At 69.8% G+C, this 18,447-nt stretch carries 18 protein-coding genes and 1 pseudogene; 6 read left to right on the top strand and 13 right to left on the bottom strand.

Going from position 1 to position 18,447, the window contains the following annotated elements; translation table 11 throughout:
- The 9 genes and pseudogenes from VFH10_RS08350 to VFH10_RS08310 all read right to left on the bottom strand — a co-directional run.
- Positions 1-516, bottom strand: a pseudogene (locus VFH10_RS08350) (hypothetical protein); the annotation flags it as partial.
- A gap of 260 nt (positions 517-776) precedes the next feature.
- Positions 777-1,274 (bottom strand): O-acetyl-ADP-ribose deacetylase, encoded by a 498-nt coding sequence (locus tag VFH10_RS08345; RefSeq protein WP_325127655.1) that lies wholly within the window; start codon positions 1,272-1,274, stop codon positions 777-779.
- An 11-nt stretch (positions 1,275-1,285) separates the two neighbouring features.
- Positions 1,286-2,119, bottom strand: coding sequence for an ABC transporter permease (locus VFH10_RS08340; protein WP_325127654.1), 834 nt, complete (start codon positions 2,117-2,119; stop codon positions 1,286-1,288).
- Positions 2,119-3,117 (bottom strand): ATP-binding cassette domain-containing protein, encoded by a 999-nt coding sequence (locus tag VFH10_RS08335; RefSeq protein WP_325127653.1) that lies wholly within the window; start codon positions 3,115-3,117, stop codon positions 2,119-2,121. Before VFH10_RS08335 ends, VFH10_RS08340 begins: the two co-directional genes overlap by 1 nt.
- A 204-nt stretch (positions 3,118-3,321) precedes the next feature.
- The gene (locus tag VFH10_RS08330; RefSeq protein ID WP_325127652.1) at positions 3,322-3,609 is read right to left on the bottom strand and encodes a DUF2516 family protein; all 288 of its coding nucleotides are present in this window, start codon (positions 3,607-3,609) and stop codon (positions 3,322-3,324) included.
- 120 nt (positions 3,610-3,729) lie between these two features.
- Positions 3,730-4,323 carry a hypothetical protein gene (locus VFH10_RS08325; protein ID WP_325127651.1) on the bottom strand — a complete coding sequence of 198 codons (594 nt, stop codon included), beginning with the start codon at positions 4,321-4,323 and terminating at the stop codon, positions 3,730-3,732.
- 2 nt (positions 4,324-4,325) lie between these two features.
- Positions 4,326-4,721 carry a helix-turn-helix transcriptional regulator gene (locus VFH10_RS08320; protein WP_325127650.1) on the bottom strand — a complete coding sequence of 132 codons (396 nt, stop codon included), beginning with the start codon at positions 4,719-4,721 and terminating at the stop codon, positions 4,326-4,328.
- 228 nt (positions 4,722-4,949) lie between these two features.
- The gene (locus VFH10_RS08315) at positions 4,950-6,524 is read right to left on the bottom strand and encodes a hypothetical protein (RefSeq protein WP_325127649.1); all 1,575 of its coding nucleotides are present in this window, start codon (positions 6,522-6,524) and stop codon (positions 4,950-4,952) included.
- A gap of 57 nt (positions 6,525-6,581) precedes the next feature.
- Complete coding sequence (locus tag VFH10_RS08310; protein ID WP_325127648.1) at positions 6,582-7,541, bottom strand: asparaginase; 960 nt, start codon at positions 7,539-7,541, stop codon at positions 6,582-6,584.
- A 189-nt stretch (positions 7,542-7,730) separates the two neighbouring features.
- Here VFH10_RS08310 and manA (VFH10_RS08305) point away from each other — a divergent pair, with 189 nt between their 5' ends.
- Positions 7,731-8,975 carry a mannose-6-phosphate isomerase, class I gene (gene manA / locus VFH10_RS08305; RefSeq protein WP_325127647.1) on the top strand — a complete coding sequence of 415 codons (1,245 nt, stop codon included), beginning with the start codon at positions 7,731-7,733 and terminating at the stop codon, positions 8,973-8,975.
- 8 nt (positions 8,976-8,983) lie between these two features.
- Here manA (VFH10_RS08305) and gmd (VFH10_RS08300) read toward each other — a convergent pair whose 3' ends face one another.
- A complete protein-coding gene (gene gmd, locus VFH10_RS08300; protein ID WP_325127646.1) occupies positions 8,984-10,030 on the bottom strand; it encodes a GDP-mannose 4,6-dehydratase in 1,047 nt (348 codons plus the stop codon).
- Between the two features lie 83 nt (positions 10,031-10,113).
- Here gmd (VFH10_RS08300) and cysC point away from each other — a divergent pair, with 83 nt between their 5' ends.
- The 5 genes from cysC (at position 10,114) to manA (VFH10_RS08275) (ending at position 15,945) form a co-directional block, all read left to right on the top strand.
- On the top strand, positions 10,114-11,370 hold the full coding sequence (gene cysC / locus VFH10_RS08295) for an adenylyl-sulfate kinase (protein WP_325127645.1): 1,257 nt from the start codon (positions 10,114-10,116) through the stop codon (positions 11,368-11,370).
- A gap of 29 nt (positions 11,371-11,399) precedes the next feature.
- Positions 11,400-12,428: a sulfite exporter TauE/SafE family protein gene (locus tag VFH10_RS08290; protein WP_325127644.1), complete on the top strand. Its 1,029-nt coding sequence runs from the start codon at positions 11,400-11,402 to the stop codon at positions 12,426-12,428.
- Positions 12,429-12,533: 105 nt separating this feature from the next.
- On the top strand, positions 12,534-13,448 hold the full coding sequence (cysD, locus tag VFH10_RS08285) for a sulfate adenylyltransferase subunit CysD (RefSeq protein WP_325127643.1): 915 nt from the start codon (positions 12,534-12,536) through the stop codon (positions 13,446-13,448).
- Positions 13,448-14,698 (top strand): sulfate adenylyltransferase subunit CysN, encoded by a 1,251-nt coding sequence (cysN, locus tag VFH10_RS08280; RefSeq protein ID WP_325127642.1) that lies wholly within the window; start codon positions 13,448-13,450, stop codon positions 14,696-14,698. The genes cysD and cysN overlap by 1 nt, the downstream gene beginning before the upstream one ends.
- Before the next feature lie 11 nt (positions 14,699-14,709).
- On the top strand, positions 14,710-15,945 hold the full coding sequence (gene manA, locus VFH10_RS08275; protein WP_325127641.1) for a mannose-6-phosphate isomerase, class I: 1,236 nt from the start codon (positions 14,710-14,712) through the stop codon (positions 15,943-15,945).
- 36 nt (positions 15,946-15,981) lie between these two features.
- Here the strand turns inward: manA (VFH10_RS08275) and VFH10_RS08270 are convergent, their stop codons facing one another.
- The 3 genes from VFH10_RS08270 to VFH10_RS08260 all read right to left on the bottom strand — a co-directional run.
- Entirely contained in the window at positions 15,982-16,950 is a 969-nt protein-coding gene (locus VFH10_RS08270) for a GDP-L-fucose synthase (protein WP_325127640.1), read from the bottom strand.
- On the bottom strand, positions 16,947-17,990 hold the full coding sequence (gene gmd / locus VFH10_RS08265; RefSeq protein WP_325127639.1) for a GDP-mannose 4,6-dehydratase: 1,044 nt from the start codon (positions 17,988-17,990) through the stop codon (positions 16,947-16,949). Before gmd (VFH10_RS08265) ends, VFH10_RS08270 begins: the two co-directional genes overlap by 4 nt.
- 89 nt (positions 17,991-18,079) lie before the next feature.
- On the bottom strand, positions 18,080-18,447 hold a 368-nt coding region (locus tag VFH10_RS08260), incomplete at its 5' end, for a transcriptional repressor (RefSeq protein WP_325127638.1).

Here is an 18,447-nt window from a genome sequence, read left to right as displayed (position 1 = left end):
GGACGGCGAACCGTCACGGGTCGAGCAGTACACGCCACCCGGGCACTGACCGTTGGCCCCGCCGGAGTTCTGGTCGGCGTTGCTCAACGGCTGCGGTTGCGTCGGGTCGCCCGAGGTACCGCCGGTGCCGCCGCTCGCGTGCGACGAGGCCTTCCCGTTGTTGCCACTCGAGGACTTGGCGGAGGCCTTGGCCGGCTTCCCGGACGACTTGGCCGACGCGCCGTTCGAGCCCTTCGACTTGGCTGGGCCACCGCCGTCGCCCTCGGCCGCGGGCGCCGCGGCCGGGCCGGCCTGGTCGTCCCCGCCGCCGTTGGCGTTGCCGTCGCCGTTCCCGTTCCCGTTGCCGGCCGGCGGTGTCTGCGCCGGGGCTGCCGATGGAGCGGCCTGGGCAGGCTGGTCGGCCTGACCCGGTGGCGTAGCGCCTTGGCCGGGCGGCGTACCGCCCTGACCCGGTGCTGCGGCGGGCGGTCCGGCGTGAGCGGGCGGACTGCCGTTCCCGTTGCCGGGATCGGCCATCGAGGGAGCGAAGGAGCCCCCGCCGAATGCAATCAGTGTGAGTGCCAGGAGCACCGCAAAGCGGCGCGCCGGCAGAAGCCATGCGCGGAACATGAGCGAACCTTCTTCCCCCCGACGTCATCGACGACGGTCTCGAGACGTACCACGACAGCTGGCCCCCCAGCATTGGCGTCGTGGGTTTCCCTCTCCAACTGGAGTTGTACCGCCTGCGTACCCCGGCCGTAAATAACGCTTGCACTACTAGGGCGATATGACCCGAATCACTCGTCCGCAATGTCCCGGATGAGCTGGTACGCCGACCGGCCGAACGCAACGATGCGGGCCTCGGACACGTCGGTCGGGGTGGATCGCAGCGTGTCGACCGCGGTGCGGACCGCGTCCTCGCGCGGCCAGCCGTAGATCCCGGCGGACACCAGCGGGAAGGCGATCGTGCGCGCGCCGAGCTCGTCGGCCACGGCGAGCGCGCCGCTGTAGCAGCTCTCCAGCAGCGAGCGGTCGCGCTCGCCGGCGGTGTAGTTGGGGCCGACCACGTGGATCACCCAGCGGGCCGGCAACGCGTGTCCGGTCGTCCACCCGGCGCCGCCGGTCTGCAGCCCGTCGGGGAACCGCTCGCGGCACTCCTCGAGCAGGCCGGGCCCGGCGGCCGCGTGGATCGCGCCGTCGACGCCGCCACCGCCGCGCATCCGGCGGTTGGCGGCGTTGACGACGGCGTCGACGTCCTGACGGGTGATGTCACCCTCGACGACCGTGAGCTCCACGCGGGGCTCGCTCAGTCGCGGGACCTGCGCCGGAAGGACGCCACCGCCAGCGGGGCGAAGATCGCGGTCAGCCCCACCGCCCAGATGACCGTGGTCACCACGGGGTGCTGCAGCGGCCAGGCCTCGTTGCCGGTGGCCGGCAGCCCGTTGCCCCACAGGTCGCGCAGCGCCTGCACCAGAGCAGAGATCGGGTTCCACTCGGCGATGGTGGCCAGCCAATCGGGCATCCCCTGGGTCGGGGCGAACGTGTTGGCGACGAAGGTGATCGGGAACATCGTGGTGAACATGACACCGTTCACCGACTCGACGGAGCGCATGGACGAGCCCACCCAGATGCCCAGCCAGATCATCGAGAACCCGAACAGCAGCAGCAGTGCGAAGCCGAGCACCGTGTCGGTGAACCCGTTGTGTGCCCTCCAGCCGATCGCCAGCCCGGTCAGCGCCATCACGCCGATGCCGATGCTGGAGTGGATCAGGCTGGACACGCTGCGTCCGACCAGGATCGACGAGCGGGAGATCGGCAGCGACTTGAGCCGGTCGACGATGCCCTTGTCGAGGTCGTTGACCAGGCCGATCGCGACGATGAACGACGCGAACGCCATCGTCTGGGCCATGATGCCGGGGACCAGGAACTCCTTGTAGTCGAAGTTGCCGGGCACCTGGATCGCGCCGCCGAAGACGAAGGCGAACAGCAGCACGAACATCACCGGCTGGATTGTCACGTCGAGCAGCAGTTCGGGCATCCGTTTGATGTGGATCAGGTTGCGTCGCACCACGACCCACGACGAGCCGGGCAGGGCTGGAGGCTTGATCTCCGGGCGCTCCAGGGACACGACAGCGCTCATCAGAGGGCTCCTTCCAGGGCGTGCAGGTCGGTGTGGGTTTCCTCGTCCTCCGGCACTTCGTTCTCGGCGCGGTGACCGGTCAGTGCCAGGAACACGTCGTCGAGGCTCGGCCGTTGCAAGCCCAGGTCGTCGACGGGGATGCCGCTGTCCTCGAAGGCCTGGCCGATCCGGGTCATGTCGTGCAGCCCGTCGGCCTGGGCGGTGAGCCGCCGGGAGGCGGGCTCGACGTACACCTCGGGGGTGCACGTGCGCAGCAGCTCCTCCGCTCGCGTCAGGTCGGTGGCGTGGGTGAGGGTCAGCACCACCGCCGCGGCCCCGGCCTGGTCCTTGAGCTGGGTGGGGGTGCCGGCCGCGATCACCTTGCCCTTGTCGATGACGACGATGTCGTCGCAGAGCTGGTCGGCCTCCTCGAGGTACTGCGTGGTGAGCACCAGGGTGGTGCCGTCGCGCACCAGCCCACGGAGCACCTCCCACAGGTCGTTGCGGCTGCGCGGGTCGAGGCCGGTGGTCGGCTCGTCGAGGAAGAGCACCGGAGGCGCGGCGATCAGGCTCACCGCGAGGTCGAGGCGACGGCGCATGCCGCCGGAGTAGGTCTTGACGACCCGGTCGGCGGCCTCGGTGAGCGCGAACCGCTCGAGCAGGTCGTCGCCGGCGGGGCGGATGTAGCTGGTGGGCAGCCCCGAGAGCCGACCGATCAGCCAGAGGTTCTCGCGGGCCGTGAGCAGCTCGTCGACGGTGGCCACCTGGCCGACGAGACCCATGCTGCGGCGCACGGCGTCGGGCTCGGTCACGATGTCGTGGCCGGCCACCCGGCCGGTGCCGCTGGTCGGACGGCTCAGCGTGGTGAGCATCCGCACGGTGGTGGTCTTGCCCGCGCCGTTGGGGCCGAGCAGCCCGAGCACGGTGCCGGCTGGTACGGCGAAGCTGACGCCGTCGACGGCTCTGGTCTGGTCGAAGGTCTTGACGAGGTCGACCGCCTCGACTGCAGGGGAGTTCACGACACCACCCCAACACGCAGCACCGACAATTTGCACGCGCTTTTCGCCATCTTCGTGCCCTCCGGTCCGGTCGTTGTACGGGACGTCCGCACAGACAGACCGAGCCGGGTCGCCGAACTCATCGGCCGTGCGACGAGGTCAGTCGCCTGCTCTGAGCACGAACTGGCCGAAGCGGACGAAACCGTCGCAGACGAACTGCGGCCGTCAGCGACTGCTGAGCGACCGAAGAGCGGGACGCGCGTCCACGATGTAGACGATCGCGGCGACAGTGCCGATGAGGTTGAGGATGCTCATCGCGTTCCAGATCAGCATGTGCGCGGCCAGCGCGACGCCCAGGATGATCAGCCAGGTCGGCTTGGTCATCTTGTCGGCGGCGACGTATGCCTCCGGCCGGTGCGAGACGGCGTCGACGAAGGCCCACGCCTGTACGGCGAACATGGCCACGGACGCGACCAGCAGCAGGCCGCTCTGGAGGGCGAAGAGCTCGAACACCTCTCCAGGGTAACCACCGGCGCCGGTGAGCGGGCAGCGCGGCCCGGGACGCGCGACGACCCCCGGCCATTGGTGGGCCGGGGGTCGTCGTGGTCAGAACAGTGTGAGCTGCTCGCTAGCTCAGGCGCCGGCCTTGTCGGCGGCGTCGGAGGCGGCCTCCTTGGCGGCGGTCGCGGTCTTCTTCGCGGCCGTGCCGGTGCCCTTGGCGGCGGTGGTCGTCTTCTTCGCCGACTTCTTGGCCGTGGTCTTGGTGGCCTTGGCCTTGGTGGTGGTCGACTTCGCGGCGGCCTTGGTCTGCTGGGTGGCCTCCTGGCGGCGGACCTTGGTCACGAAGTCCTGGCCGCGGCCGGCCAGGTCGGCGTAGCTCTTGTTGAGCTCGGCCACGGTCTTGTTGAGCTCGGCGAGGTACTCGTTGACGAGCTTCTCGAACTTCGTGGGCAGCGCCTTCGCGTCGTTCTGCAGGTCGGCCAGGCGGGCCTCGAAGGCCGCCTGTGCCTTCTTGGCGTCGGCCTGGAGCTCCTCGACGCGGGCGGAGACCAGCGTGACGGCCTGGTCGCGCAGGGCCTTGGGCTCCCGCTCCACCTTGGCGACGCGCGCCTGCACGTCGGTGGCCGCGGTGCGCGCGAACGAGACGGCGAGGTCGCCGGCGCCGACCGCGGCGTAGAACGGACGGGTAGCGTCGAGCTTGAAGTTCCTGTTGGTCCTGGTCGCCATGTTCAGCTTCCTCCTGTGGGGTGCGAGTTGTGCGAGTTGGCAGCGCGGAAGGACTGGTAGACGTCCAGCAGCGACTGTTTCTGTCGTTCGGTCAGGCCGGTGTCGGCGAGAACGGCCAGCTCCACGGAGCGGACCTCCCCGTCGTCCGGGTCGAGGATCCCGGCGCGGACGTACAGCGTCTCCGCTGAGATCCTGAGCGCCTTGGCGAGCTGCTGGAGCACCTCGGCCGAGGGCCGGCGCAGACCACGTTCGATCTGGCTCAGGTACGGGTTCGACACGCCCGCCTGCTCGGCGAGCTGCCGCAGCGAGAGCGACGCCGCGATGCGCTGCTCCCGGAGGTAGTCGCCGACAGTCCCGACGGTGCTTCCGACGGTCTTGCCGACCCGTGTCTTGGCCATGTCCCCATCCTGCTAACTCTTGCAAGCACATGCAAGCGCAAGACGGGTGAGACATGACACAGACGCCTTTGACATAAGACGAATTCACACTGCAGTCGTGCATGCTCCAGACTCCACCATTCCGGATACGACGCGACGTTCTTGCTGCGGAACGCGTGCCGAAACAGCAGGTCCGTCGCGTCGTATCCGGATGGGGGGTAAGACGGTGGACGGCCACGCACGGCCGACCTACCGGCGTACGGCGGGTCCCTGCTCGTGCCACCACCGGGCGGCGACACGCTGCCATTCGGGTGCCCGTTCCGAGGCCGCGATCACCGGCAGGCCGGGCGAGCCGGACATGCCGAGCGCATACAGCTTCGCCCGCGCCGTCGTGGTGAGGTCGGTGCCGAGCGTAGACCGGAGCACCTGGTCGGACATCGCGCTCAGCTCCATGTGCCCGATCCCCTGCACCAACGGCGCCACCACGTCCTCGGACGGGTCGTCGAGCAGCCCGATCATCCGCAGCCGGTGCGTCTCGTCGCTGAGGTACCTCGCGAGCGTCGCCATCCGGCCACGCATCCACGGCGACTGCCCGGCGTCCTTGAGCGCCATGAGCAGGGAGTCGGTGACGGACCGGCCGAACGGCGACGACGCGATCAGCAGCGAGGCGAGGTGCCGGCGCTCGGAGTCGCGGTGGAACATCGCCTCCCGCACCAGCCGGGGGAGCATCCGGTCCTCGGCGTACAACGGCTCCTGCGGCGCCAGGGCCCGCGCCTGCTCGGCGATCTGGGACGCGATCGTGCGTGCCCGCCCGGCCACGACCTCCTCGCCGTGCTCCACGGCGTAGCCGAGCCTGCGCCGGCCGGCCCGGGTCGCGGCGTGCACCAGGGTCGCGCGCATCCCCTCGGGCATGCCCGCGATCAGCTCGGCGAGGTCCTCGCTCGCCTTCCCCGGGTCGCGCCGCCACAGCTGCAGCACGATCATGTCCAGCCGGGCGCGTTCCTCGGCGTCGAAATCTCCCCCGGTCAGCTTCTGCGCACCCAGCCACACCCCGACCCGGAAGACGGCCTCGGTCGGAGGGCGTTCGATCATGTCCAGCACCAGCGCCGCCGACTCCCGGGTCGGCAGCCGGTCGAGCAGCCCCACCGGGCTGGTGAGCACCTGCGCCCCGGGGTCGGAGACGTAGTCGGCGATCGCGTCGACCAGGTAGCCCTGCGCGCGCGGCACCTGGGCGATGTTGAACGCGGCCGCGCTGTACTGCCGGTAGGCGAGCTTGACCGTCCGGGGGATCTGGTTCACCAGGCGTCCGCAGACCGTCGCCCAGGTGCTGCCCGGCAGGTAGACGTGCGGCGCCGCCGCCAGGTGCCAGCCGAGGTCCTGCCAGTCGCTGGCCAGCGCGTCACCGTCCTCGGCGCGGGCGACCAGCTCGTCGAGCCGGTCCGCGAACACCGGCTCGGTCGGGTCCAGCCGCGGGCGCGCCAGCCGCGACTTCACGCCCGGCAGGATGGCCCCGACGTACGCCGTGATCGACGCGATCTGACCGGTCTCGAGGCCGAGCACGCGCTCGTAGGCCGCCATCGCCTCGTAGGAGACCGGGATCTCACCGGACTCCCACCGTGACAACAGGCTGCGGCTGGTGCGCAGGCCGGCGTCGCCGAGCGCCTCGGTGAACACCCGACCGTCGCGGAACTGCGGGTCGGGGTGGTGCAGCCGCGACATGGCGAGCAGCCAGCCGATGCGCGCCTCCACGTCGACGTTCTGGGCGTTGAGCGGCGTGGCGTCGTAGGCGATCTGCTGCACGCGCCCGGGGCGTTTGCCCGTCACCCGTCCCCCTTGTCGACTGGTCGTCGGACCATTATCGAGCAACCGGGTCTGGACGGCTCAGAACGCCGCGCGCAGCAGTCCCACGGGCACACCCCCGCCGAGCAGCTCGACGACCCCCGTCCGGCGTACGGCATCCGCGTCCACGCCCTGGTGGTCGAGGAGGCCCAGCCGTTCCAGCGCGGCCGCCATCAGCACCGGGCGCACTCGTGCGGCCCCGTCGTCGGTCTTGAGCGCCACGGCCCGACCGTCCGGCAGGCCGACCGCGTAGCAGGACTCGGCGCCGGCCTTGCCGATGGCACCGGGTACGGCGCGCAGCAGCGCGGCCTCGTCCCGACGCGTCCCGGAGGTGTACTCCGGGGCGGTCCGGATGGCGTCCGCCACCCGCTTCTCCGGCCCCGACTCGGCGACCGACAGGGTGCGGAAGGCGCGGGCCAGTCCCACCAGGGTGGTCGAGAGCAGCGGTGCGCCGCAGCCGTCGACCGCGATGGCCTCCACCGGCTCGCCGGTCAGCTCGGCGAACGTCTGGGCGATCGCGACCTGGAGCGGGTGACCGGGGTCGCGGTAGGTCGCGGTGTCCCAGCCGTTGACGACGCAGGTGACGAGCATCGCGGCGTGCTTGCCGGAGCAGTTCATCGCGATCGGGCTGCGCTCGCGGCCGGCGCGGACATGCTCCTCGCGGGCGGCGTCGTCCAGCGGGTAGTCCGGCGGGGTCTGCAGGGCGGACTCGTCGAGCCCGGCACCGGCCAGGATCCGGCGTACCCCGTCGAGATGGAAGTCCTCGCCCGAGTGCGAGGCGCAGGCCAGCGCGAGCAGCTCACCGTCGAGGTCGAGCCCGGCCCGCAGCATCGCGAGCGCCTGCACCGGCTTGTTGCAGGACCGCGGGAACATCGCCGAGGTGACGTCGCCGACCGACCACGCGACCGAGCCGTCCGCCTCGAGCGCGACGAGCGACCCGTAGTGGCGGCCCTCCACGAACCCGGACCGGACAATCTCGGCGACGACGACAGGCACAGGCATGCCGCGCACCCTAACCGGGAAGCCCCGAGCCCACCTGCGGGTGGTCGAGCCCACGCCCCGGTGGACGAGCCCGTCGAGACGGGGTCGTCACACCCCGCTGCATGCGGAGAGCGGGCCCGGCTGGCCAGCCCGCGAGTCCCGCTGCGGCAGACTGTCTCCGAGGCACACCCGTCGCGAAACAGGAGCCGCATGTACCTCCTCGAGAACCCGGTGCGTGACTACGCCTGGGGCTCCCGCACGCACCTCCCCCGCTTCCTGGGACGCGAGCCCGACGGCCGACCGTGGGCCGAGCTGTGGATGGGTGCCCACCCGTCCGCACCGTCCCGGCTCCCCGACGGCACCAGCCTCGATGTCGCGATCGCCCGGGACGCCGAGTCCATGCTCGGCCACGGCACCCGCGCCACATTCGGGAACCGACTCCCGTTCCTGATGAAGCTGCTGGCCGCCGCTGAGCCGCTCTCCCTCCAGGTCCATCCGACCACCGACCGCGCCCGGATCCGCTGCGCCGAGCAGGACGCCGCCGGACTCGCCCGCGACGCTCCCGATCGCACCTACCCCGACGCCTCCCACAAGCCGGAGATGATCTACGCGCTCACCCGCTTCGAGGGGATGGCGGGGTTCCGCGACCCGGCGAAGACCGCCCCGATCCTGCGCGGCCTCGACCTGCCGTGGCTCGACGAGGTCGCAGACCGCATCGAGGGAAGCCCGACGCCCTTCCAGACGTTGCGTGCCGTGGTCACGGAGACCCTGGCCAGGTCCGGCACGGAGCTCGACGAGCGGCTCGAGGAGCTGCGTCTGGCCGCAGAGAAGGCCGAGCTGCGCGCGCACAGCACTCACGCAGGGAGGCGGGTCGGCACCCTGCCGGACCCCACCGCCGTGGAGCGCGAGTCGGTGCGGGTGTACGCCGCCGTGGCGCGTCTGGTCGAGCAGTACCCCGCCGACCCCGGCGTGCTGGTCACCCTGCTGCTCAACCACGTCGTGCTCGCGCCCGGCGAGGCGATGTTCATCGATGCCGGCGTGATCCATGCCTACACGTCCGGCTTCGGGGTCGAGATCATGGCGGCCTCCGACAACGTGCTCCGGGCCGGCCTCACCGTCAAGCACGTCGACGTCCCCGAGCTGATCGAGGTCGCGAACTTCACGCCGATGCCGCCGCCGTTGTGGGCGGGCGCGACTGCGGCCGACGTCGAGGGCGGCACGGTGTTCACTCCACCGGTCGACGAGTTCGAGCTGGCGGTCCTGCCGATCCAGGCGGATGGGGTCACATTGCGGGAGGGCCCGCAGCTGCTGCTCTGTCTCGACGGGGAGCTGCAGGTCTCGACCACCGCCGGTCGAGCGCACCTGCCCGCGGGCACGGCCGTGTTCGTCGGCGGCAACGAGGAGCGCGTCGACGTCACCGGGAAGGGCCGGCTCGTCGTCGGCCGCACGCCGTAGCGGCGCAGTCAGACCGGTCGTTCCCAGACCGGCCAGTCGGCGAGCGCCGGCCGGTCCACCCGGTGCCGACCCTGCTCGCCGAGCAACTCGATGTCGGCGTCGACCATGATCCGGGCCAGCTCCGGAGCCTTGACCCGCGGCACCCAGCCCAGCACCGACCTCGCCTTGCCGGCGTCGCCGATCAGCACATCGACCTCCGCGGGACGGATGTAACGATCGTCGAAGCGGACGTGCTTCTCCCAGTCGAGTCCCGCGTGCTCGAACGCGGTGGTGACGAAGTCGCCCACCGTGTACGCCTCGCCGGTGGCCAGCACGAAGTCGTCGGGCTCGTCGGCCTGCAGCATCCGCCACATGCCTTCGACGTACTCGGGCGCGTACCCCCAGTCGCGCACCGCGTCGAGGTTGCCCATGTAGACGTAGTCGTCGATGCCGGCCTGGATCCGAGCGACCGCACGCGTGACCTTGCGGGTCACGAAGGTCTCCCCACGCCGGGGTGACTCGTGGTTGAAGAGGATCCCGTTGACGGCGAAAAGCCCGTAGCTCTCGCGGTAGTTGCGGGTCATCCAGTGCGCGTAGGCCTTCGCTGCGCCGTACGGCGAGCGCGGGTAGAACGCGGTGCGCTCGTCCTGCGGCGGCGACGACGCGTCGAGCATCGCCGAGCTCGACGCTTGGTAGTAGCGGCAGCCGATCCCGCTGAGCCGCACCGCCTCCAGCAGGCGCATCGCGCCCATGCCGGTGGTCTCGCCGGTGTGCTCGGGCTGGTCGAAGCTCACCCGCACGTGGGACTGGCCCGCCAGGTTGTAGACCTCGTCAGGGGCGATCTCCTGCAGCAGATGCACCAGCCGCGCGCCGTCGGCGATGTCACCGGAGTGCAGGAAGAAGGTGGCCCGCGGGTCGTGGCCGTCCTGGTACAGGTGGTCGATCCGGGTGGTGTTGAACGTCGACGCGCGGCGGGTCAGACCGTGCACCTCGTAGCCCTTGCCGAGCAGCAGCTCCGCCAGGTACGAACCGTCCTGGCCGGTGATCCCGGTGATCAGTGCCTTCCGTCGCCCCATGCGCCCGTACGCTATCGGTGGGCGAGCCCGTCGAGAGCCCACGGCCGTCGAGCGCGTCGAGACCCGTGATGCACACTTAGTCGGTGCCCACCCCCGTTCCGCAGCACTGCCCCACGCCCCGAGAGCTCGACGACCTCGAGCTGCTCGTGCACGGTGCGCTCGCCCCGCTGACCGGGTTCGAGCCCGCCGGCGGCCTGGTCACGCTGCACGTGCCGGCCGACGTGGCCGAGGCCGCCCAAGCGGCAGGCGAGCTGGAGCTGGTCGACCCTGAGGGGCTCCCGCTGGCCCGGGTCGCCGTCGAGTCGACGTTCGACGCGGGCGACACCGGCGAGACCGTCGGCATCGCGGGGCCGGTGACACCACTCACCCACGCCGAGTTCGGCGCCTTCCGCAGGCTCTACAAGTCGCCGGGGCAGGTCCGGGCCGACCACGGCCCCGAGACCCTCACGGTGCCGGTCACGGACGCGCTCACGCTCGTCGACCTGGACCGGATCCGCGAGAAGTCCGGCGGCGACCCGGTCCTGCTGCTCGCCCTCACCGGCCACGGCACGCCCCTCCTCTCCCCGGCCGCCCTGCTCCGCGCCTCGCTGATCGCCGCCCAGCAGCTCGGCGGCGCCCACGTGGTGGCCGTCCCGCTCGCCAGCCGAGGTGACGCCGAGGCCGATCACGCGCTCGGTCAGCGCGTCGTCGACGCCTACGCGCCGGGCCCGGTCCTCGGGGTCACCGGCGAAGGCGATCTCGGCGACGAGATCGCGGCCGTGGTCGAGCACGACCAGCCGCCCGTGGACGGGCAGGGCCTCGTGCTGTTCTTCACCGGCCTCTCCGGCAGCGGCAAGTCCACGCTCGCCCGCGCCCTCCACGACGTGATCCTCGAGCGGGGCGAGCGCACGGTGACCAGCCTGGACGGCGACGTCGTACGTCGGAACCTCTCGGCCGGGCTCACCTTCTCGAAGGAGGACCGCGAGACCAACATCCGCCGCATCGGGTGGGTCGCCGCCGAGATCTCCCGGCACGGCGGGGTCGCGATCTGCAGCCCCATCGCGCCGTTCGACACGACCCGGCAGCAGGTCCGCGCGATGGTCGACGAAGCGGGCGGCGCTTTCGTGCTGATCCACGTCGCCACTCCCCTCGAGGAGTGCGAGCGTCGCGACCGCAAGGGCCTGTACGCGAAGGCACGGGCCGGCGAGATCCCAGAGTTCACCGGCATCTCCTCGCCCTACGAGGAGCCCGCGGACGCCGCGGTCCGGGTGGACACCACCGGACGCAGCATCGAGGACGCCCTGGACGACGTGCTCGACCACCTGTACGACGCCGGTTACCTCCACCGATCCACCGGCTGACCGGCCGTAGCTATTCGAAGGGTGCAACCTTGAACGAGCTCCTGACCACAGCGGCGATGTCCGTCCTCCTGGTCAGCTTCGGAGTCGGCATCGTCGTCGGCCTGACCGGCATGGGCGGCGGCGCGCTGATGACCCCGGCGCTGATCTTCCTGGGCGTGAACCCGAGCGCCGCGGTGGCCAACGACCTGGTCGCCGCGAGCGTGAACAAGTCGGTGGGCGCGACGGTGCACTGGAGGCACGGCGCCCCCAACCTCAAGCTCGCCGGCATGCTGATCGTGGCCTCGGTGCCGACGGCGTTCGCCGGGGCGTTCATCGTGAGGGCGGTCGGCGGCGGCGAGGGCGAGAGCACGGAGAGCTTCCTGACCTACGCCATCGGCTGCGCGCTGCTGTTCACCGCGTCGACGTACGCGCTGCGGATGTATCTCCAGCTCCGCCACGTCACGTCGGGCAACACCATCTCCGAGGAGGACCCGGCCATCCGGCCGATCCCGACCCTCCTGGTGGGTGCCACCGGCGGGCTGCTCGTCGGGATCACGTCGGTCGGCAGCGGGTCGCTGATCATGGTGGCGCTGCTGCTGCTCTACCCGACGCTCAGCGCGATCAAGCTGGTCGGCACCGACCTGGTGCAGGCGGTCCCGCTGGTGCTCTCGGCCGCGATCAGCCACGTGCTGGTCACCGGCGTCGACTGGGCGGTGCTGATCCCGCTGATCGTGGGCGGCACCCCGGGCACCTTCCTCGGCGCCCGGCTCGCTAACTGGGTGTCCCAGTCGGTGATCCGGCGCGGCATCGTGATCGTGCTGACCCTGACCGGACTGAAGATGCTCGGGGTCTCCCCCGAGATGGTCGGGATCATCGGCGCCGGAATGCTCTTGCTCGGGCCGCTGGCCTGGGGCTTCATCCGGCAGACCCGCGGGTTGCCGGCGTTCGACAACAACGCGGCGGCCTGGCGACTCCCCGACCGCAACGGCAACGGCGGCAACAGTGGCACCGGGGACCGCGAGGCGCCTGTGGCTGAGGGCGCTGCCGGGCCCGGTGAGACGGCCCGGAAGAACGCCTGAACGCAGGTCGGGTGAGCCCGGTCACCGCGGCCCCGCCCAAATCGCTCATATGCCGGTCACTCGGTAGCATGACGGCTGCTCCCGAAGAGAGGTCCCCCCAAACCGATGACGACTACCCATGCGGACTACCGCCTGAGCCAGCTCGACGAGCTGGAGGCGGAGTCGATCCACATCTTCCGTGAGGTCGCGGCCGAGTTCGAGAAGCCGGTCCTGATGTTCTCCGGAGGCAAGGACTCCATCGTCATGCTGCGGCTGGCGGAGAAGGCGTTCTTCCCGGCCAAGATCCCCTTCCCGGTGCTCCAGGTCGACACCGGCTACGACTTCCCCGAGGTCCTCGAGACCCGCGACAACTGGGTCAACCGGCTCGGCGTACGCATGATCGTCGCCTCCGTCGAGGAGGCCATCGCCAACGGCGTGGTGGTCGACGACGGCAAGACCAGCCGCAACCGGCTGCAGATCGGCACCCTGCTCAACGCGATCGAGGAGAACTCCTTCACCGCCGCGTTCGGTGGCGGACGCCGCGACGAGGAGAAGGCCCGCGCCAAGGAGCGCGTCTACTCCCACCGCGACGACTTCGGTCAGTGGGACCCCAAGATGCAGCGTCCCGAGCTGTGGAGCCTCTACAACGGCCGCATCCACGGCGGCGAGCACATGCGGATCTTCCCGCTGAGCAACTGGACCGAGCTCGACATCTGGCACTACATCGGCCAGGAGCAGATCGAGATCCCCAACATCTACTTCTCCCACCAGCGTCGGGTCTTCGAGCGCGACGGGATGCTGCTCTCCGAGAGCGAGTTCAACCCGTGCAAGCCGGGCGAGACCGTCGAGGAGCGCACCGTGCGGTTCCGCACCGTCGGTGACCTCACCCTCACCGGCTGCGTGGAGTCCACGGCGAGCACGGTCCCCGAGATCATCGAGGAGATCGCCGTGGCCCGCTTGACCGAGCGCGGCGCCACCCGTGGCGACGACCGCTTCTCCGAGGCAGCCATGGAAGACCGCAAGAAGGAAGGCTACTTCTGATGGACCTGCTTCGTTTCGCGACCGCCGGCTCGGTCGACGACGGCAAGTCGACGCTCATCGGCCGCCTGCTGCTCGACTCGAAGGCTATCTTCGAGGACCAGCTCGAGGCCGTTGAGTCCACGTCGCAGTCCAAGGGCTACGACTACACCGACCTGGCGCTGTTGACCGACGGCCTCCGCTCCGAGCGCGAGCAGGGGATCACCATCGATGTGGCTTACCGCTACTTCGCGACCCCGCAGCGCAAGTTCATCATCGCCGACACCCCTGGCCATGTGCAGTACACCCGCAACATGGTCACCGGCGCCTCCACCGCCGACCTCGGCCTGGTGCTGGTCGACGCCCGCCAGGGCCTGACCGAGCAGTCCCGCCGGCACGCGGTGATCCTGTCGCTGCTGCGGGTTCCCCACCTGGTGCTGGCCGTCAACAAGATGGACCTTGTCGACTACGAGGAGAAGGTGTTCGACGAGATCCACCGCGAGTTCACGGCCTTCGCGACCAAGCTCAACATCCCCGACCTCGAGATCATCCCGATCTCGGCGCTCAAGGGCGACAACGTGGTGACCCGCTCCGAGAGCATGCCGTGGTACTCCGGCTCCACTCTGATGCACCACCTCGAGAATGTGCACGTCGCCTCCGACCGCGACCTCGTCGACACCCGCTTCCCGGTGCAGTACGTCGTCCGGCCGAAGTCCGACGAGTACCACGATTACCGCGGCTACGCCGGCCGGGTCGCCGGCGGCGTGCTCAAGCCGGGCGACGAGGTCGTCGTACTCCCCTCCGGACTGACCAGCACGATCGCCGGGATCGATCTGTTCGACAAGGAGATCAGCGAGGCGTTCCCACCCATGTCGGTGACCGTGCGTCTCGACGACGACGTCGACGTGAGCCGCGGCGACATGATCGCCCGGGTCAAGAACGCGCCCAAGCCCAGCCAGGACATCGACGCGATGATCTGCTGGATGACCAACGAGCCGCTGCGGCCGCGCCAGAAGCTCGCGATCAAGCACACCACCCGCGCGGGCCGCGCGCTGATCAAGGACATCCAGTACCGCCTCGACGTCAACACGCTGCACCGGGACCAGGAGACCAAGGAGCTCGCCCTCAACGAGATCGGCCGCGTGCAGCTGCGCACGACCGTCCCGCTGCTCTGCGACCCCTACTCCAAGAACCGGACCACCGGGTCGTTCATCCTGATCGACGAGGCGACCGGCGTCACCGTCGGCGCCGGGATGATCAACTCCGGCAACTGACGCTGCGTCTCGTGTACCGCCTCGAGAACCCCGTGCGTGACTACGCATGGGGTTCTCGCACGCATATCCCCAAGCTGCTCGGCGTCTCCCCCGACGGCCGCCCCTGGGCCGAGCTGTGGATGGGCGCGCACCCGTCAGCACCGTCCCGTCTCCCGGACGGCACCAGCCTCCAGGCCGCCATCGCCGCCGATCCCGAGCGCCTGCTCGGGGAGAAGGTGCACGCGGCCTTCGGCGACCGCCTGCCGTTCCTGATGAAGCTCCTCGCCGCCGCGGAGCCGCTGTCTCTCCAGGTGCACCCCACCAGCGAGCGCGCCCGCATCCGGTGCGCCGAGCAGGACGCCGCCGGCATCCCGCTGGACGCGCCGGAACGCAGCTACCCCGATTCCTCTCACAAGCCCGAGCTCGTCTACGCCCTGACCCGGTTCGAGGGCATGGCCGGCTTCCGTGATCCTGCCAAGACCGCGATTATCCTGCGCGGCCTCGGACTGCCCTGGCTGGACGCGGTCGCCGACCGCATCGAGACGACGGCCACGCCTTTCCAGACGCTCCGCGCGGTCGTCACCGAGATGCTCGACACCAAGGGTGAGCTCCTGCGCCATCGACTCCGGGAACTGCGAGCCGCCGCCTCGACCGCCGAGCTGCGCTCACACTCGAGCTTCGCGGGACGCCGGGTCGGCACGGCCGACGATCCCACCATGGTCGAACGGGAGTCGGTGCGCGTGTACGCCGCCACGGCGCAGCTCGTCGAGCGCTATCCCGAGGACGCCGGTGTCTTCGTGACCCTCCTGCTCAATCACGTGGTCCTCGCAGCGGGCGAGGCGATGTTCATCGACGCCGGTGTCATTCACGCCTACACGTCCGGCTTCGGCGTCGAGGTCATGGCAGCCTCCGACAACGTCCTGCGCGCCGGACTCACCCCGAAGCACGTCGACATCCCCGAGCTTCTCGAGGTCACCAACTTCACGCCCATGCCACCGCCGCAGTGGGCGTCCTCTTCAGGAGTCCCCGGAGAGGTTACGTTCACCCCGCCGGTCGAGGAGTTCGAGCTAGCGGTAGTCGAGGTCCACGACGAGGTTCGGCTCGAGTCGGCACCTCAAGTCGTGTTGTGTCTCGACGGCCAGGTCAAGGTGTCCACCGGCGATGGCACGGAGGATCTTCCGACCGGGACAGCCGTGTACGTCGGAGGCGGCGAGGGCGACTCTTCCGTCAGCGGTCGCGGCCGGGTGGCCATCGGCCGCACCCCATAGGACAGCAGGGGCCAACGATGACCGCACCCCTCGAGGTCACTCCCGCAGGTCGCCCACGTGCTCCCGGTACCACGTCACGGTGGACCGGATTCCGTCCTCCAGCCCGATCTGCGCGATCCAACCCGCCTCGGCCAGCTTGCTGACGTCGAGCAGCTTCTGAGGCGTGCCATCCGGCTTGCTGGTGTCCCAGTGTGTCTCGCCCTTGAACCCAACGACGTCGGCGATTACTTCGGCGATCTCCTTGATCGTGGTGTCTCGCCCGGTGCCCACGTTCACCTGTTCGGGTCCGTCGTAGTGCTCCATCAGGTGCAGGCAGGCGGCCGCCATGTCGTCGACGTGCAGGAACTCGCGCCGCGGGGACCCTGTGCCCCAGTTGGTGACCTCGCTGAGCCCGTCGCGCACGGCCTCGTCGTACCGGCGGATCAGCGCGGGCAGCACGTGCGATCCCGACGGGGAGAAGTTGTCCCCCGGGCCGTATAGATTTGTCGGCATCGCCGAGATCCACGGCAACCCGTACTGCCGTCGCACCGCCTGCACATGCACGATGCCGGCGATCTTGGCGATCGCGTACGCGTCGTTGGTCGGCTCGAGGTGGCCGGTGAGCAGCGCTTCCTCGGGGATCGGCTGCGGCGCCAGCTTGGGGTAGATGCAGGACGAGCCCAGGAACAGCAGTCGCTCGACGCCGTGCTCGAGTGCGGCGTCCATGACGTTGAGCTGGATCTGCAGGTTCTCGCTGAGGAAGTCGACGGGATAGGTGCTGTTGGCCATGATCCCGCCGACCTTCGCCGCGGCGAGCACCCCGTAGCGCGGCTGCTGCTTCGCGAAATAGTCGAAGACCGGCTGCCGGTCAGTGAGATCGAGGTCCCGGGAGCGGAGGCCCACCAGGTCGGTGAACCCCTCGGCCTCCAGGTGCCGCCAGATCGCGGAGCCCACGAGGCCGCCGTGGCCCGCTACGTAGACACGGGAGTCGCGATCGAGCGGACCAGCGCGGAACCCTGGGCTCATCGCGTCGAGCCCAGCACCGGCCAGTCGTCGAGCGCCGGCCGGTCGATCCAGTGCCGACCTTCGTGCTTGAGCGCCTCGATGTCCGCGTCGACCATGATCCGTGCAAGCTCGTCGGTCTGCACCTTCGGAACCCAGCCCAGCTTGTCCTTCGCCCTGCTCGCGTCACCGATCAGTGCGTCGACCTCGGTGGGGCGGAGGTAGCGCTCGTCGAACTTGACGTGCTTCTCCCAGTCCAAGCCAGCGTGCTCGAACGCGGTGACGACAAAGTCGCGGACAGTGAAGTTGCCCCCGGTGGCGAGCACGAAGTCGTCGGGCTCGTCGGCCTGCAGCATCCGCCACATGCCCTCGACGTACTCAGGCGCGTAGCCCCAGTCGCGGACCGCGTCGAGGTTGCCCATGTAGACGTAGTCGTCGAGCCCGGCCTGGATCCGGGCGACAGCGCGGGTGACCTTGCGGGTCACGAACGTCTCGCCGCGCCGGGGCGACTCATGGTTGAACAGGATGCCGTTGACCGCGAACATGCCGTAGCCCTCGCGGTAGTTCTTGGTGACCCAGTACGCGTAGACCTTGGCGGCACCGTACGGCGACCGCGGGTAGAACGGGGTCTCCTCGTTCTGCGGCGGCGGCGTGGCGCCGAACATCTCCGAGCTCGAAGCCTGGTAGTAACGGCACTGGATACCAGCCATCCGCACGGCCTCGAGCAGCCGCATCGCACCGATGCCCGTCGTGTCGCCAGTGTGCTCGGGCTCATCGAAACTGACCCGTACGTGCGACTGTGCGGCGAGGTTGTACACCTCGTCAGGGTTGATCTGGTGGAGCAGCGTCACGAGGCGCGCGCCGTCAGACAGGTCGCCGTAGTGCAAGAAGAGCTTTGCCTCGGGGTCGTGAGGGTCCTGGTACAGGTGGTCGATTCTCGATGTGTTGAAGGTCGACGCGCGGCGGATCAGGCCATGCACCTCGTAGCCCTTGCCCAGGAGCAGCTCGGCCAGATAGGACCCGTCCTGCCCGGTGATGCCCGTGATCAGTGCCCGTTTGGTCATGCCGAAGCCGCCTTTTCACCGCTCGATGGAAACAGCCACCGAGTATATGCGGGCCATCTTCACGGCCGGCATCCGCGCTGACGAAGGCGTCAGGACCCTGCGCAGCTCTCGCAGGTGCCGAACACGGTGAGGTGCCCCACGTCCGTTTTGAAACCGTGCCTGTTGCGAAGGGCTTCGGTGAAAGGATCGACGACTTCCGCGGCTGCTTCGATGACCTTGCCGCAGCTCCGGCACACCAGGTGGACGTGCGCCGGCGTCGTCGTGGAGTGGTAGGTCGGGGCCCGATCCGTCAGATGGGCGTGTCGAACGAGTCCGAGCTCCTCGAGCAGCTCGAGCGTCCGGTACACGGTCGACACGTTCACGGCCGCGGACTCCTTGCGCACCTCGGCGAGAATCTCGTCCGGCGTGGCGTGACCCAGATGATCAACGGCACGTAGCACCAGCTCGCGCTGCGGAG

It is taken from the genome of Nocardioides sp. (genome assembly GCF_035697785.1).
Taxonomy (GTDB): domain Bacteria; phylum Actinomycetota; class Actinomycetes; order Propionibacteriales; family Nocardioidaceae; genus Nocardioides_B.
Note: the sequence above shows the minus strand (reverse complement) of the source record. Positions and strands in the feature narration are given on the sequence as shown.